General features: G+C 59.9%; 12 protein-coding genes. 2 read left to right on the top strand and 10 right to left on the bottom strand.

What is annotated here, in order from left to right:
* Window positions 1–94: 94 nt before the first annotated feature.
* Both BLW70_RS30590 and plsB read right to left on the bottom strand, forming a co-directional pair.
* Entirely contained in the window at window positions 95–460 is a 366-nt protein-coding gene (locus tag BLW70_RS30590) for a hypothetical protein (RefSeq protein WP_139273427.1), read from the bottom strand.
* A gap of 353 nt (window positions 461–813) precedes the next feature.
* Window positions 814–3,297: a glycerol-3-phosphate 1-O-acyltransferase PlsB gene (gene plsB, locus BLW70_RS28350; RefSeq protein ID WP_074879742.1), complete on the bottom strand. Its 2,484-nt coding sequence runs from the start codon at window positions 3,295–3,297 to the stop codon at window positions 814–816.
* A gap of 164 nt (window positions 3,298–3,461) precedes the next feature.
* Between plsB and BLW70_RS28345 the strand changes: the two genes are divergently transcribed.
* Window positions 3,462–3,671, top strand: a complete 210-nt coding sequence (locus BLW70_RS28345) for a cold-shock protein (protein ID WP_008146705.1) — start codon at window positions 3,462–3,464, stop codon at window positions 3,669–3,671.
* A gap of 135 nt (window positions 3,672–3,806) precedes the next feature.
* On the opposite strand, the gene BLW70_RS28340 is transcribed toward BLW70_RS28345, so the two are convergent.
* From BLW70_RS28340 to BLW70_RS28325, 4 genes are all read right to left on the bottom strand, one after another.
* Complete coding sequence (locus BLW70_RS28340; protein WP_074879738.1) at window positions 3,807–4,184, bottom strand: hypothetical protein; 378 nt, start codon at window positions 4,182–4,184, stop codon at window positions 3,807–3,809.
* Between the two features lie 83 nt (window positions 4,185–4,267).
* Entirely contained in the window at window positions 4,268–5,077 is an 810-nt protein-coding gene (locus tag BLW70_RS28335; RefSeq protein ID WP_074879735.1) for a putative RNA methyltransferase, read from the bottom strand.
* Entirely contained in the window at window positions 5,077–6,228 is a 1,152-nt protein-coding gene (gene dapE / locus BLW70_RS28330) for a succinyl-diaminopimelate desuccinylase (protein ID WP_074879732.1), read from the bottom strand. Before dapE ends, BLW70_RS28335 begins: the two co-directional genes overlap by 1 nt.
* A 175-nt stretch (window positions 6,229–6,403) precedes the next feature.
* Window positions 6,404–8,995 (bottom strand): glycosyltransferase, encoded by a 2,592-nt coding sequence (locus BLW70_RS28325; RefSeq protein ID WP_074879729.1) that lies wholly within the window; start codon window positions 8,993–8,995, stop codon window positions 6,404–6,406.
* A 288-nt stretch (window positions 8,996–9,283) separates the two neighbouring features.
* Between BLW70_RS28325 and tcdA the strand changes: the two genes are divergently transcribed.
* A complete protein-coding gene (gene tcdA / locus BLW70_RS28320; protein ID WP_162493962.1) occupies window positions 9,284–10,093 on the top strand; it encodes a tRNA cyclic N6-threonylcarbamoyladenosine(37) synthase TcdA in 810 nt (269 codons plus the stop codon).
* 118 nt (window positions 10,094–10,211) lie between these two features.
* On the opposite strand, the gene BLW70_RS28315 is transcribed toward tcdA, so the two are convergent.
* The 4 genes from BLW70_RS28315 to BLW70_RS28300 form a co-directional block, all read right to left on the bottom strand.
* On the bottom strand, window positions 10,212–10,616 hold the full coding sequence (locus tag BLW70_RS28315) for a SufE family protein (protein WP_074879723.1): 405 nt from the start codon (window positions 10,614–10,616) through the stop codon (window positions 10,212–10,214).
* A complete protein-coding gene (locus BLW70_RS28310) occupies window positions 10,613–11,818 on the bottom strand; it encodes an aminotransferase class V-fold PLP-dependent enzyme (RefSeq protein ID WP_074879720.1) in 1,206 nt (401 codons plus the stop codon). Before BLW70_RS28310 ends, BLW70_RS28315 begins: the two co-directional genes overlap by 4 nt.
* A 144-nt stretch (window positions 11,819–11,962) precedes the next feature.
* Window positions 11,963–12,997: a 2,3,4,5-tetrahydropyridine-2,6-dicarboxylate N-succinyltransferase gene (gene dapD / locus BLW70_RS28305; RefSeq protein WP_074879716.1), complete on the bottom strand. Its 1,035-nt coding sequence runs from the start codon at window positions 12,995–12,997 to the stop codon at window positions 11,963–11,965.
* A 33-nt stretch (window positions 12,998–13,030) separates the two neighbouring features.
* Window positions 13,031–13,393 (bottom strand): ArsC family reductase, encoded by a 363-nt coding sequence (locus BLW70_RS28300; protein WP_059407789.1) that lies wholly within the window; start codon window positions 13,391–13,393, stop codon window positions 13,031–13,033.
* Window positions 13,394–13,560 lie beyond the last annotated feature (167 nt).

Here is a 13,560-nt window from a genome sequence, read left to right as displayed (position 1 = left end):
CTGTCGTTGGCGCCCGAAGTAGACGAGCGCCAACAGCAATTTAACGGATTTTCCCGGTGATTTCTCCCCATGAATCTTTTGATAAACGCTTTTTTCAGGTTCTACTAAAGGGTTTCAATACAACGGATCCTGGATAGACCGTAATTGAATTGTGGTACTCATTTTCAGTGGCTGCCAGCGTATAGCGCTTGCCGGGTACGACAGTGTCCGGATCGTATTCCAGATAAAACGCCTCCGCCATTTTTTCGCTGATATGTATTTGCGTCAGTTGTGCAGCCGTATCGTCGTGTTCGTGGGCGACAACAGTCACTGCGTGTTCAGGTTGTACTGCCCGAGGTTCCTGTGCCTGGAGATAGAGGCGGCCGATGGGGCTAAGGTGAAGGGTTTGTCGGTGCGGCGCACGGTGGACGATCACGAAGTAGTCCAGGTCAATCAGCAGTGGAGCGCCGTTGTGGGTCATGTTGACGGTGACAAGGTATTTAACGCTGACATCGGAATAGTTGTGTGCAAAGTAAAAGTTCCAGCGCCCACTGCGCAGTACGGGTTCACGAGATTGCGCCACTTTGATGGGGGTGGAAGAGTTTGCGGTATGAACGCTTATATAAGTTTCGCCTTCGCCCCCCCGCTGGGCGGCAGATAGTCTTCAGGCAAACTAAAGGTGAGGGTTACATGTGGGGTGGTGTTTTCTAATGGGTTCATCGCGATATCCGTATCGGGATTAGTTGTAGAGGGTCTTTATTAATTCATAACTGGGTGATTATAAAAACATCCTTGTTCTTATAATCATTGTCAGAAAGTTACAGCTAATCTCAACTAAACTTGATCCGCCGCATCTTCACTGCGATGCAACGCAACTTGACGAATCGACAAGCGAATCTCCGCTGGCAGCACTCGCTTGGCCGCACCTTCGGCCAGTTCGCCGAGCAGTTCGTGATAGCTCAGCTTGCCGGCTTCGTCGCGCTTGAGCACGTCGAGGTCGAGCAGAGTCTGGATGAAGTGGCGGAACAGGCTCTTGTCGAAAAACTCCGGGGCGTTGAGGCCATGGAGGATCGACAGGCGCTGGGCCATGACCGTGCACAAGTCTTCCAGCTCTTCGGCGCTGATGCTGTTCTGACCGCTGTTGAGCAGCAGCGAGACCGTCATGTAGAAGCGTTGCAGGGTCTGGGCGATGCTTTTCGACAGCAGGGTCAGCAGCACGAAATGCCGCGAGCTCGGCGCCGGCCGCAGGTAGACGTCGTTCTCGAAGCGAAGCAGACCTTGCTCGACGAAGGCTTCGAGCCATTGATCGATCACCGCATCCAGTTCGTCCAGCGACCAGCGAATGAACAGCTCCGATTGCAGGTACGGATACAGCGCGCGGGTGTAGCGCAGGATCTGTTCGCGGCTCATGCGCGAGGCACTCTGGAAGAAGCTCGCCAGCAGCGCCGGCAAGGCGAAGATGTGCAAAACATTGTTGCGGTAGTAGGTCATCAGGACGGCGTTTTGTTCGTCCAGATACAAAATCTTGCCCAGGGCATCGCTCTGCTCGGACAGCAAATCCATGTCCTTCACATGCTCGATCAACGCGCGGCCGTTACCTTCGGGCAACGTGGTGTGCGGCGAATACGGGACCTTGCGCAGCAGTGCCAGGTACAGATCGAGGACGCGCGCCATCGCACGATCATCCAGCGCGAGACGGCTGGTGGACAGTAGCGCCAGGGCCACCAGGTTGACCGGGTTGATTGCCGCCGCCTCGTTCAGGTGTTGCGCGACTTTCTCGCCGAGGCGGTTGGTGGTTTCGTTGAGCCAGGCCGGTTTGAATTGCGGACCGAGTTCCTGTTGACGCCAGTCCGGCTGCTCGCTGTCGAGGAATTCCGCCAGTTTGATCGGCTCGCCGAAGTTCACCGCGACCTGGCCGAAGCGCTGCTTGAGCGCGCCGATGACTTTGAAGATGTCGAAAATCGATTCTTTCTTCTTGGTCGCGCCACGCAGTTCGCCAAGGTAGGTCCGGCCTTCCAGCACACGCTCGTAACCGATGTAGACCGGGATGAAAACGATCGGCATCCGTGACGAACGCAGGAAGCTGCGCAGGGTGATCGCCAGCATGCCGGTTTTCGGTTGCAGCATGCGCCCGGTGCGCGAACGGCCACCCTCGACGAAGTACTCCACCGGGAAGCCTTTGGTAAACAGGGTGTGCAGGTATTCGTTGAACACTGAGGTGTAGAGCGGGTTGCCCTTGAAGGTGCGGCGCATGAAGAACGCACCGCCACGGCGCAGCAGGCTGCCGATCACTGGCATGTTGAGGTTGATCCCGGCGGCAATGTGCGGCGGGGTCAGGCCATTGCGGAACAGCAGATAGGACAGCAGCAGGTAGTCGATGTGACTGCGATGGCACGGCACATAGATCACTTCGTGACCCTGGGCGACCTTCTGCACGCCTTCGATGTGGTTGACCTTGATCCCGTCGTAGATCTTGTTCCAGAACCAGCTCAGCACCACTTCCAGAAAGCGGATCGCGGTGTAGGTGTAGTCGGAGGCGATCTCGTTGCCGTAGCGCAGGGCCTGGGCCTTGGCTTTCTCCGGGGAGATGTTTTCACGCTCGGCTTCGTCGAGGATCGCTTGCTTGACCAAGGGCTGATTGAGCAGGCCTTTGACCAGGTTGCGGCGGTGGGAAATGTCCGGGCCGATCACCGCGGCTTTCAGGTTGCGGAAGTGCACCCGCAGAATTCGCTGGGCCATGCGCACGGTGCGCTCGTGGCCCTTGTTGTGGTCGATCAGCTCGCGCAAATGGATCGGCGCGGAGAACTGAACGCGGGTCTTGCGCCCCAGCACAATGATGCTCAGCAACCGACGCAGGCGTCCGGTGACCGCCCAGCTGTCGGCGAAGAGCAGCTTCCACGGGCTCGATTCGCTGTCCGGCGACTGGCCCCAGAACACGCTGACCGGAATGATCTGCGCATCTTCGGCGGCGTTCTGGCTGAGGGCGCTGACCAGGCGGGTGAGGGTCGGCGGCGCGCCGCGTTTGTCCTGGCGGCCGATCCAGTCTGGCTCCGGCGTCAGGTAAAAGAACGCGGCGGGTTCTTCCAGCGTACCTACTGAAACCGGCAACACCGGGCGCGGCAGGCCGGCCTTGCTGCATTCGGTGTCGACCACGGCGAGGTCGGTCAGTGAAGGATTTTGCAGGACGTAGAACACCGGGCGGCTGCGGTCGAGGTTGAGGGTGAACGACGACTGATTGATCGTCTCCGAGCGAACCCAGAGGTAGAGCAGTCGGCGCAGGGTGCCAAACACAAGACGGCGGAACGGGGAACGGGTCATACGGCTTCTGCGTGAGTGAACAAAACCAAGCAATCGCTTGGGCGGCCGATAGTGTGCCGTATTCGCCGAAAATCGGCAAAAAAGCAGCTAAGTAAAGTTGAGTTGAGAGTTTTCACGACTGTCATATACTCGGCCGTTCAAAATAAAAACAAGGGGGTACTGACATGGCTACGCGCGAAACCGGCAATGTGAAGTGGTTCAACGATGCCAAGGGCTACGGCTTCATTCAGCGCGAGGACGGGGTGGACGTGTTCGTGCATTACCGCGCAATCCGCGGCGAGGGGCATCGCTCGTTGGCCGAAGGTCAGCAGGTGGAATATGGCGTGGTGACCGGCGAGAAGGGCTTGCAGGCTGAAGACGTTGTAGGCTTGTAAACACAACCCTTCAAAATCACACAACACCCTGTGGGAGCGTGGCTTGCCCGCGATGACGGCGGCACATCCAACAATGATGTGACTGACAAACCGCAATCGCGGGCAAGCCCGCTCCCACAGGTCCGTTGTACGGATTTAAGCGGTTTTCCAGGTGATTTCTTCTTCACCGTCCGCGCTGATGCGCATCCAGCGATCCGCTGTCTCTTCACCTTCTTCCTCGACCCAGCTACCCGGTGCGCAACGCACTTCGACGTTCAGCGCGGCAAACGCGGCGCGGGCGCAGGCGATGTCGTCTTCCCACGGGGTCTGGTCGCTGTCCAGGAACAGGCTGTTCCATTTGCCCACGGCTTTCGGCAACCAGGTGACCGACACGTTGCCGGCCTTGCACTTGTAGGTCTGGCCTTTCTGGACCCAGTCGGTGCATGGGCCCAAAGCAGTGCCGAGCCAGGCCGCGACGGCCTTGTAGTCGACGTCGGCGTCTTTCAGGTAAATCTCGATATCGGGTTGGCGCATGGATGTCCTCACTGCGGGTCTGAAAAATCCATTCGCGGATTTAGCCGGCCTAGGGCAAATGCCGAAGACCAAAAAATTAAAAATTATTGAAGTACGAAGTAATCGTAGCGCATCGAAACAGTGACCTCGAACGGCTCGACCTGTTCGATGACCGCCGCCCGGCGTTCAGCACTGGCGCGCCAGCCGTGGGGCGTCATGGCCAACAGGTTTGCACGGTCCTGACCCTTTTCCAGCGTCAGTTTGAACTCCAGGGTTTCACTGTGTTGCAGCGTCATGCCTTCAGGCACCAAAGCCAGATGCTTGTCGTCGGTGTATTCACGCACTTCGTCGTACAGACGTTCGCGCAATTCCATCAGATGGCCGCTGGTCGGCCCGACTTTCATCAAGCCGCCGCCGGGGCTGAGCAGGCGCTTGGCTTCCTCCCAGTCCAGAGGGCTGAACACGCTGGCGAGAAACTGGCAGCTGCCGGAGGCCAACGGTATCCGCGCCATGCTGGCGATCAACCAGGTCAGCTGCGGGTTGCGTTTGCAGGCGCGTTTGACCGCTTCCCGGGAGATGTCCAGCGCGTAGCCGTCGGCGTTCGGCAAAGCCTCGGCGATTTGCGCGGTGTAGTAACCCTCGCCACAACCGATGTCCAGCCAGCGCTGCGGTGCGTATTGCGCTGCCAGTTCAGCCAGACGCTTGGCCACCGGCGCGTAATGGCCGGCGTTCAAAAAATCGCGTCGGGCTTCGACCATCGCCAGGTTATCCCCAGGGTCGCGGCTGTTCTTGTGCTGCACCGGCAACAGGTTCAGGTAACCCTGGCGCGCACGGTCGAAACGATGCCCGGCGGGGCAGGCCACGCCGTTGTCCACCGCGTTCAGCGGTTCACTGCAGATCGGGCAGGCGAGCATCAGGCGAGCAACTTGATCAGGGTCTGGTAGTAGATTTCGGTCAGCACATCGAGGTCGGCAGCCAGCACGCGCTCGTTGACCTGATGGATCGTCGCGTTGACCGGGCCCAGTTCAACCACCTGCGTACCCATGGTCGCGATGAAGCGCCCGTCGGAGGTGCCGCCACTGGTGGAAGCTTTGGTTTCGCGCCCGGTGATGTCCTTGATGCTCGACGCGACGGCATCCAGCAATGCCCCCGGTTCGGTGAGGAACGGCAGGCCGGACAGCGCCCAGTCGATGTGCCAGTCCAGGCCATGCTTGTCGAGGATGTCGGCGACGCGTTTTTGCAGGCCTTCAACCGTGGATTCGGTGGAGAAGCGGAAGTTGAACACCGCCACCAGGTCGCCCGGGATCACGTTGGTCGCGCCAGTGCCGGAATTCACGTTGGAGATCTGGAAGCTGGTCGGCGGGAAGAAATCGTTGCCGTGGTCCCAGTGCTCGGCGGCCAGTTCGGCCAACGCCGGGGCCGCGAGGTGGATCGGGTTCTTCGCCAGATGCGGATACGCCACGTGGCCCTGCACGCCGCGCACGGTCAATTTGGCGCCGAGGGAGCCGCGACGGCCGTTCTTGACCACGTCACCCACCAGGGTGGTGCTCGACGGTTCGCCGACGATGCACCAGTCCAGACGCTCCTTGCGGGCGGCAAGGCGTTCGATCACCGCTTTGGTGCCGTGGTGCGCCGGGCCTTCTTCGTCGCTGGTGATCAGGAAAGCGACCTTGCCTTTGTGATCCGGGTAGTCGGTGACGAAGCGCTCGGCCGCCACGGTCATGGAAGCGAGGCTGCCTTTCATGTCCGCCGCGCCGCGACCGCAGAGCATGCCGTGTTCGTCGATCACCGCGTTGAACGGATCGATCTGCCAGGCGGTCACCGGGCCGGTCGGTACCACGTCGGTGTGACCGGCGAAGCACAGTACCGGACCGTCGTGTTTACCGTGGGTCGCCCAGAAGTTATCCACATCTTCGATGCGCATGGGTTCCAGCATAAAACCGGCATCGCCCAGGCGCTGCATCATCTGCTTCTGGCAATCGGCATCGATCGGCGTCACGGAGGGACGGCGGATCAGGTCGATGGCGAGTTGAAGGGTCGGCGAAAGGTCGGCGTGGGCCGTCATGGAAAACTCCGGAAGCTTGAAATTGGGCATGGGCTATGTGGGAGCGAGCAAGCCCGCTCCCACAGGTTTTGAGTACGGTCAGAAAGACCGTATATCACGCCAAGCCCTGCAAAATGGCGGTTATCTTAAAGCAAAACGGCGGCCATTGGCCGCCGTTTAGTGCATCTGGAACGATTTAGACCGCCGGTGCCGTCTCGCCCTCGACCGCCGGTTTCGGCAGCGAAGACAAGAACGCCATGATCAGCGCCGCCAGGTACGGCAGCGACTGCACCAGCAACATGGTCACCCAGAAGCGCATGTCGTTGCTCGGCAGGCCGTTCACCACGAAAATCCCCAGCGCCGCGCTCCACAGCAGCAGCATGATGAACATTTCTTCGCGAGCCTCCGAAATCGCCACCCAGAAGCCGTGGTTATCGGCGTTTTTCGGGGTGCGGAAGAACGGAATGCTGCTGGTGAAGAAGCCGTACAGCACCGCTTTGGCGATGGTGTGCGACAACGCCAGCCCTGCCAGCGCCGCGCAGAACGCATCCTTCAGGTTCACGCCAACGGCGCGACGGTAAAGGAAGATGATCTTGCCCACCTTGAACACGAACAGCGCCAATGGCGGGATCGCGAAAATCAGCAACGGTGGATCGACCCGCTGCGGCACGATGATCATCGCCGCCGACCACAACAGGGCGCCGACGGTGAAGAAGATGTTCATGCCATCCGCGACCCACGGCAACCAGCCCGCGAGGAAGTGGTAACGCTGGCCACGGGTCAGCTCGGTGTCCTTGCCGCGCAGCAGGCTGGCGGTGTGACGCTTGATGATCTGAATCGCACCGTAAGCCCAGCGGAAACGCTGTTTCTTGAAGTCGATAAAGGTATCGGGCATCAGGCCTTTGCCGTAGCTGGTGTGGTAATACGCCGCTGACAAGCCTTTTTCGAACACGCGCAGACCCAACTCGGCGTCTTCACAGATGCACCAGTCGGCCCAGCCCAGTTCCTCGAGCACCGAGCGTCGGGTCATGGTCATGGTGCCGTGCTGAATGATCGCGTCACGGTCGTTACGGGTGACCATGCCGATGTGGAAGAAGCCTTTGTATTCCGCGTAGCAGAGCTTCTTGAAGGTGCTTTCGTTCTGGTCGCGGTAATCCTGTGGCGACTGCACCACAGCAATTTTCGGGTCGGCGAAGTGCGGCACCATGTGCTTGAGCCAGTTCGGGTCGACGCAGTAGTCCGAGTCGATCACCGCAATGACTTCGGCATCCTTGGCAGTGTGCGGAATCAGGTAATTCAGCGCGCCACCCTTGAAGCCGGCCAATGGCGCGACGTGGAAGAACTTGAAGCGCGGGCCGAGGGTTTCGCAATAGTCGCGCACCGGTTCCCAGACCGCCGGGTCCTTGGTGTTGTTGTCGATGATCAGGACTTCGAAGTCCGGATAGTCGAGGTTGGCCAGGGCGTTGAGGGTCTGTTTGACCATCTCCGGCGGCTCGTTGTAGCAAGGTACGTGAATCGATACTTTCGGTCGGTAGTCCGAATCGCCGACCACCGGCAGGAATTCGCGCCGGCGTTTGTGGGTCCAGACCGCTTCGGCCAGTTCATGGGCCTCGGTCAGCAGCACGATAAACACCCCGAGTGCGCCGAGGGCAAGCAAGAAGCCCACCGTCAGGCTGAACCAAGTGCTGTATTGCTGGCTGTAGTCGTAACCGATCCACACCAGCACCGAACCACAGAGGAACGCGATGAAGGTCAGGAAGGTGCGGCCACGCTGACGCAAGGCCGAGCCGTCGATCATCAGCAGGGTCAGGGACAGCAATGCCAACACTACCGAACCGATGGCCAGCACGCGCCATTGCGGGATCGCAACGACCGGGCCTTCAAAGTTGAATTTCTGCTGGCGTGCGGCGTTGAACACGCCCCAGTAAGCGCCCACGGAGCCTTCGTCACTGGCCTTCCACGGTTGGTCAAAGGCTTCGATCACGAAGTAGTTGAAACCCTGGCGATTGAGCTTGTTGACCAAGGTCCGCAGATAAATCGCCTGGTCTGCCGGCGACGCGTCGGCGCCACCGCGCATACGGCCGTTGCTCGGCCAGCCGACTTCCGACAGCAGCAGCGGTTTTTTCGGGAACATCTTTTTCAGGTCGCGGGCGCGGTCGAGGACGAACTGTCCGGACTGCTCCATCGGCACATGTTCCCAGTACGGCAGGACGTGGGCGGCGATCAGGTCGACGTGCTTGGCCAGGCTCGGGTTATCTTTCCAGATGTGCCATTGCTCGGAGGTCGTCACCGGTACTTTCACGGCCGCGCGGACGCGATCAAGGATCACGCTCAGTTCGGCGGCGGTAATTTCCTTACGAAAAATCGCCTCGTTACCGACCACTACACGAACCACGCTACGGGAGGTCTTGGCCAGGTCGATGGCGCGCAGGATTTCACGCTCGTTGCGTTCAAGGTCCGGGCTGATCCAGATACCCAGCGTCACGCGCAAACCGAACTCTTCGGCGAGCCTGGGAATATCACCCAGGCTGCCATCGACCGAGTAAGTACGGATGTTGTCCGTCAGCTTGCTCATGATCTCCAGATCGCGACGCATTTCATCGTCGGTCGGGTATTGCTCTTTTTGCGGGTACTGCCCTTGCTGGAACGGCGAGTACGAAAAGCCGGAGATCTGTTCAGGCCAGTTGGGGGCGGTGACCGGGCGATTGATCAGCGCCCAGAAGCCGGTAAACAAGGCGGCGATGGCGAGCACCACGACCAGGTTGAGTCCAAATTTACGCGATGACATAGCTATTTCAGGTTCCAGGAGCTGCTGAACGAAGGAACGGTCGGCGGCCGATTGCCAAGAGGCTGGGGGCGCGCATCCTACACCGGGCGTTCACTGACCGTACAGCGGACAGGGAAAGTCCGGACGTTGGGCAATCCAAGTCGACTTAAGTTCTTTGACCTGGGCGCTGCAGCTCAATTCCAATAAATTTGTCGTCAATTGAAGCCCTCAAGACTGCCGTCCATAGCCCAAAGGTGCTCTTGCCCGCTGACGGCCCTATAATGCGCGCCGGTTTTTGGGGTAATGGTCATGAGTACAGAAGATCCGCGGTTTGCAGGCATCGCCCGTTTGTATGGCATCGAAGGCCTGGAGCGTTTGCGCGCGGCCCATGTGGCGATCGTCGGCGTCGGTGGCGTCGGTTCCTGGGCGGCGGAAGCTATTGCCCGGTGTGGCGTGGGCGAGATTTCGCTGTTTGACCTGGACGACGTTTGCGTCAGCAACGCCAACCGTCAGTTGCATGCGCTGGACAGCACCGTCGGCAAACCCAAGGTTGACGTGATGGCCGAGCGCCTGCGCGGGATCAACCCGGACTGCACCGTGCATGCGGTGGCGGACTTCGTCACCCGGGAAACCATGGCCGAGTACATCACGCCGAACATCGACTGCGTGATCGATTGCATCGACAGCGTGAATGCCAAGGCGGCGCTGATCGCCTGGTGCAAGCGCCGCAAGATCCAGATCATCACCACTGGTGGTGCGGGCGGGCAGATTGATCCGACATTGATTCAGGTGTGCGATTTGAACCGGACCTTCAATGATCCGTTGGCTTCGAAAGTGCGCTCGACCTTGCGCCGGGACTACAACTTCTCACGCACCGTGACCCGCCATTACAGCGTGCCCTGCGTGTTTTCCACTGAACAACTGCGCTACCCGAAACCGGATGGCAGCATTTGCTTGCAGAAGAGTTTTGTCGGTGACGGTGTGAAGCTCGACTGCGCCGGCGGGTTCGGTGCGGTGATGATGGTGACGGCGACGTTTGGCATGGTCGCGGCGACCAAGGCTGTGGATAAGATTGTTGCCGGGGTACGTCGCCCCGCCGATCGCATCAAACCGGCCTAACCTGATCGTTCCCACGCTCTGCGTGGGAATGCAGCCCGGGGCGCTCCGCGTCCCTTTCAGGAGCTGGAACGCGGAGCGTCCCTTGAGGCATTCCCACGCAGAGCGTGGGAACGATCGGTCAGGCGGCCAGTTCACGCATCCGCTGTAGCACGGCATTCAGGCCATTACTGCGCGACGGCGACAGCTGTCTGCTCAGCCCCAACTGATTGAACCAATCCGGCAGATCCACCTGCTGCAACTCAACCGCTGACAACCCGTTAACCCGGGCCAGCAGCAACGCCACCAACCCACGAATCAACCGCGCATCGCTGCTCGCGGCAAATTGCCAGTGACCGTCATCCAGCGCGCCCATCAGCCACACCTGACTTTCACAGCCATGCACGCGGTTGGCCTCGACTTTATCCACATCGCTCAAGGCGGGCAGACGGTCGCCCCACTGCATCAACAGCCGCGCCCGTTGTTCCCAACCGGCAGCATTCTGAAAAACCTCCAGCGCCGCAACCGCATCGGCAGGCAAGCTCATCGCAACAACTCCAGCGCCTGATCCAGCGCTTCAAAGAACCGTTCCAGATCTTCGGAATCGTTGTACAACGCCAACGACACCCGAATCGCCCCGGCCAATTCAAAGCTTTTCAGCAACGGCATGGCGCAGTGATGACCGGCGCGCACCGCGATCCCCTGTTCGGTCAACAAATGCGCAAGATCAGAGTTATGCACACCCTCGACGACAAAACTGGCCAGCGCCAGTTGCGGCTTGCCCAGCAACCGAATGCCGTTGCGCGCTTCAAGGCCTTTGAGCAAATAGTCATGCAGCGCTGCTTCATGGGCGCAAACCGCGTCCTGATCAAGCCCCGCAAGATAATCCAGCGTCGCCCCCAAACCAATCACCCCGGCAATCGGCGGCGTACCTGCCTCAAAACCCAGTGGCGCCGGGCGGAACCGTGCGCTGTGGTAATCGGCATCCAGCACCATTTCACCGCCGAACTGCCAATGGCGCAGCTGCTCAAGCGATTCATTGCGACCGAACAGCACGCCCAGTCCATCGGGGCCGTAGAGCTTGTGGCTGGAAAACACATAGAAGTCGCAACCCAACGCCTGCACGTCATGCCGGCCATGCACCACGCCTTGGGCGCCATCGACCACGGTCAGCGCGTTATGCGCCTTGGCCATCGTCAAGAGGGCGGGCAACGGCTGCCAGGCGCCGAGCACGTTCGACAACTGACTGACCGCCAGCAAGCGGGTTCGCGGACCGATCAACTGCGCGGCGGCTTCAAGGTCGATCAAACCGTCGGCGTCCAGAGGCAGGATCACCAGCTTCAGGTCGCGACGCTGGGCCAGTTGCTGCCATGGCAACAGGTTGGCGTGATGCTCCAGGGCGGTGATGACAACTTCATCGCCTGGATTGAAAAGATGTTCCAGGCCATAAGCCAGGAGGTTCAGCGCCGACGTTGCGCCGTGGGTAAAGATGATCTGCCCGCAATCGCCGGCATTGAGCCAATGGGCGACTTTGCTGCGGCTGGCCTCGAACGCCTGGGTGGCGTGGGCGCCGGGCAGGTGTTGCGCCCGATGCACATTAGCCGCGCCGTTGGCGTAGTAATGCGCCAGGGCATCCAGCAGGGCTTGAGGTTTTTGCGTGGTGGCGGCGTTGTCCAGATAGGTCTGGTCTTGCCGTTGCAATGCGGCGATTGCCGGAAAATCGGCGCGCCAGGGAGAGGCAATCATCATGCTATCGAGCCCTGTTAAACATGGGCGGGTGTACGCCTGAACCTTGTAGGAGCAAAGCTTGCTCGCGATGCTTTTGGCGGCCTCAAGGGCCCCATCGCGAACAAGCCTCGCTCCTACAGGTCAGGTGATCGTTTGACGCTCTGCTTAGTTGTGAGCGTGCAGCGCTTCGTTCAGTTCGATGGCCGATTTGTGGGTTTTGCATTCCACGGCACCGGTCTCCGAATTGCGACGGAACAGCAGGTCAGGCTGACCGGCCAGTTCTCGGGCCTTCACGACCTTGACCAGTTTGTTGTTTTCGTCCAGCAGCGCCACTTTGGTACCAGCGGTCACGTACAGGCCCGACTCAACGGTGTTGCGATCGCCCAACGGAATGCCGATACCGGCGTTCGCGCCGATCAGGCAGCCTTCGCCAACCTTGATCACGATGTTGCCGCCGCCCGACAGGGTGCCCATGGTCGAGCAACCGCCGCCCAGGTCCGAACCCTTGCCGACGAATACGCCAGCGGAAACGCGGCCTTCGATCATGCCCGGGCCTTCGGTGCCGGCGTTGAAGTTGACGAAACCTTCGTGCATCACGGTGGTGCCTTCGCCGACGTAGGCGCCCAGACGAATACGTGCCGCGTCAGCGATACGCACGCCGGCCGGAACCACGTAGTCGGTCATTTTCGGGAACTTGTCCACCGAGAACACTTCCAGCAGCTCGCCACGCAGACGGGCTTCCAGTTGATGCTCGGCCAGTTCGGCCAGGTCGATTGCGCCCTGGCTGGTCCATGCCACGTTCGGCAGCAACGGGAACACACCCGCCAGGTTCAGGCCGTGCGGCTTGACCAGGCGATGGGACAGCAGGTGCAGCTTGAGGTAGGCCTCAGGGGTGGAGGTCAACTGAGCGTCTTCGGCCAGAATGGTCGCGACCAGCGGCTTGTGGCTCTCGGCCAGACGGGTCAGCAAGGCAGCCTGGGCAGCGTCGACGCTTTTCAGGGCCTCAGCCAGTTGCGAGGCCTGGGCGGTGCTGAAAGCGATGGCCTGATTGCCGTCGGTGTAGCCCAGGATTGGCGCAATGGCAGCGACCAAATCGGCCGACGGGTTGAGCAGTGGCTGCGCGTAAAACACTTCCAGCCATGCGCCTTGACGGTTTTGAGTGCCGACACCAAAGGCCAGGCTGAACAGGGTAGTGGACATGTTGATACCTCTAACAAAATGGAACGGGCTGCCTTACTTGAGTGCTGCCGCGTAGATATCTGGCTTGAAGCCAATCAGGGTTCGGTCACCGAGATCAAGCACCGGGCGCTTGATCATCGAGGGTTGTGCGAGCATCAGTTCGATGGCTTTCGGCTGGTCGAGATCGGCTTTGCGTTCGTCGTCGAGCTTGCGAAAGGTCGTGCCTGCACGGTTCAACACCACTTGCCAGCCGTGCTCGTCGCACCATTGGGTCAGGTGTTCACGGTCGATTCCGACCGCTTTGTAATCATGAAAGTCATAGCTGACAGCGTGTTCATCGAGCCAGGTGCGCGCCTTTTTCATGGTGTCGCAGGCTTTGATGCCGAAAAGGTGCAACGTTTTGCTTGAAACGGTCAAGGAATTGCCCCCTTTGCAGGTGCTGAAAATAAAAGGTGACGGATTATGCCATGACCGGACGGTTTCGCGTCGGCGATGGTCGGGTTTGTCTGTAGGTCATGGCGATCAGCTATTGCGTGCGACATGGGTGTAACGGTACGCACGCAGTCTAGACGGCGAATATGGCA

The sequence above is a fragment of the Pseudomonas frederiksbergensis genome, assembly GCF_900105495.1.
In the GTDB taxonomy this organism is placed as follows: Bacteria; Pseudomonadota; Gammaproteobacteria; order Pseudomonadales; family Pseudomonadaceae; genus Aquipseudomonas; species Aquipseudomonas frederiksbergensis.
Note: the sequence above shows the minus strand (reverse complement) of the source record. Positions and strands in the feature narration are given on the sequence as shown.

Bases quoted from the DNA above. Each gene is read 5' to 3' on its own strand.
- BLW70_RS28325 (WP_074879729.1), bottom strand. From the start codon at position 8,995: ATGTCATCGCGTAAATTTGGACTCAACCTGGTCGTGGTGCTCGCCATC.
- BLW70_RS30590 (WP_139273427.1), bottom strand. From the start codon at position 460: ATGACCCACAACGGCGCTCCACTGCTGATTGACCTGGACTACTTCGTG.
- BLW70_RS28335 (WP_074879735.1), bottom strand. From the start codon at position 5,077: ATGCTCGCCTGCCCGATCTGCAGTGAACCGCTGAACGCGGTGGACAAC.
- BLW70_RS28310 (WP_074879720.1), bottom strand. From the start codon at position 11,818: ATGATGATTGCCTCTCCCTGGCGCGCCGATTTTCCGGCAATCGCCGCA.
- BLW70_RS28340 (WP_074879738.1), bottom strand. From the start codon at position 4,184: ATGCGCCAACCCGATATCGAGATTTACCTGAAAGACGCCGACGTCGAC.
- plsB (WP_074879742.1), bottom strand. From the start codon at position 3,297: ATGACCCGTTCCCCGTTCCGCCGTCTTGTGTTTGGCACCCTGCGCCGA.
- dapD (WP_074879716.1), bottom strand. From the start codon at position 12,997: ATGTCCACTACCCTGTTCAGCCTGGCCTTTGGTGTCGGCACTCAAAAC.
- tcdA (WP_162493962.1), top strand. From the start codon at position 9,284: ATGAGTACAGAAGATCCGCGGTTTGCAGGCATCGCCCGTTTGTATGGC.
- BLW70_RS28345 (WP_008146705.1), top strand. From the start codon at position 3,462: ATGGCTACGCGCGAAACCGGCAATGTGAAGTGGTTCAACGATGCCAAG.
- dapE (WP_074879732.1), bottom strand. From the start codon at position 6,228: ATGACGGCCCACGCCGACCTTTCGCCGACCCTTCAACTCGCCATCGAC.
- BLW70_RS28315 (WP_074879723.1), bottom strand. From the start codon at position 10,616: ATGAGCTTGCCTGCCGATGCGGTTGCGGCGCTGGAGGTTTTTCAGAAT.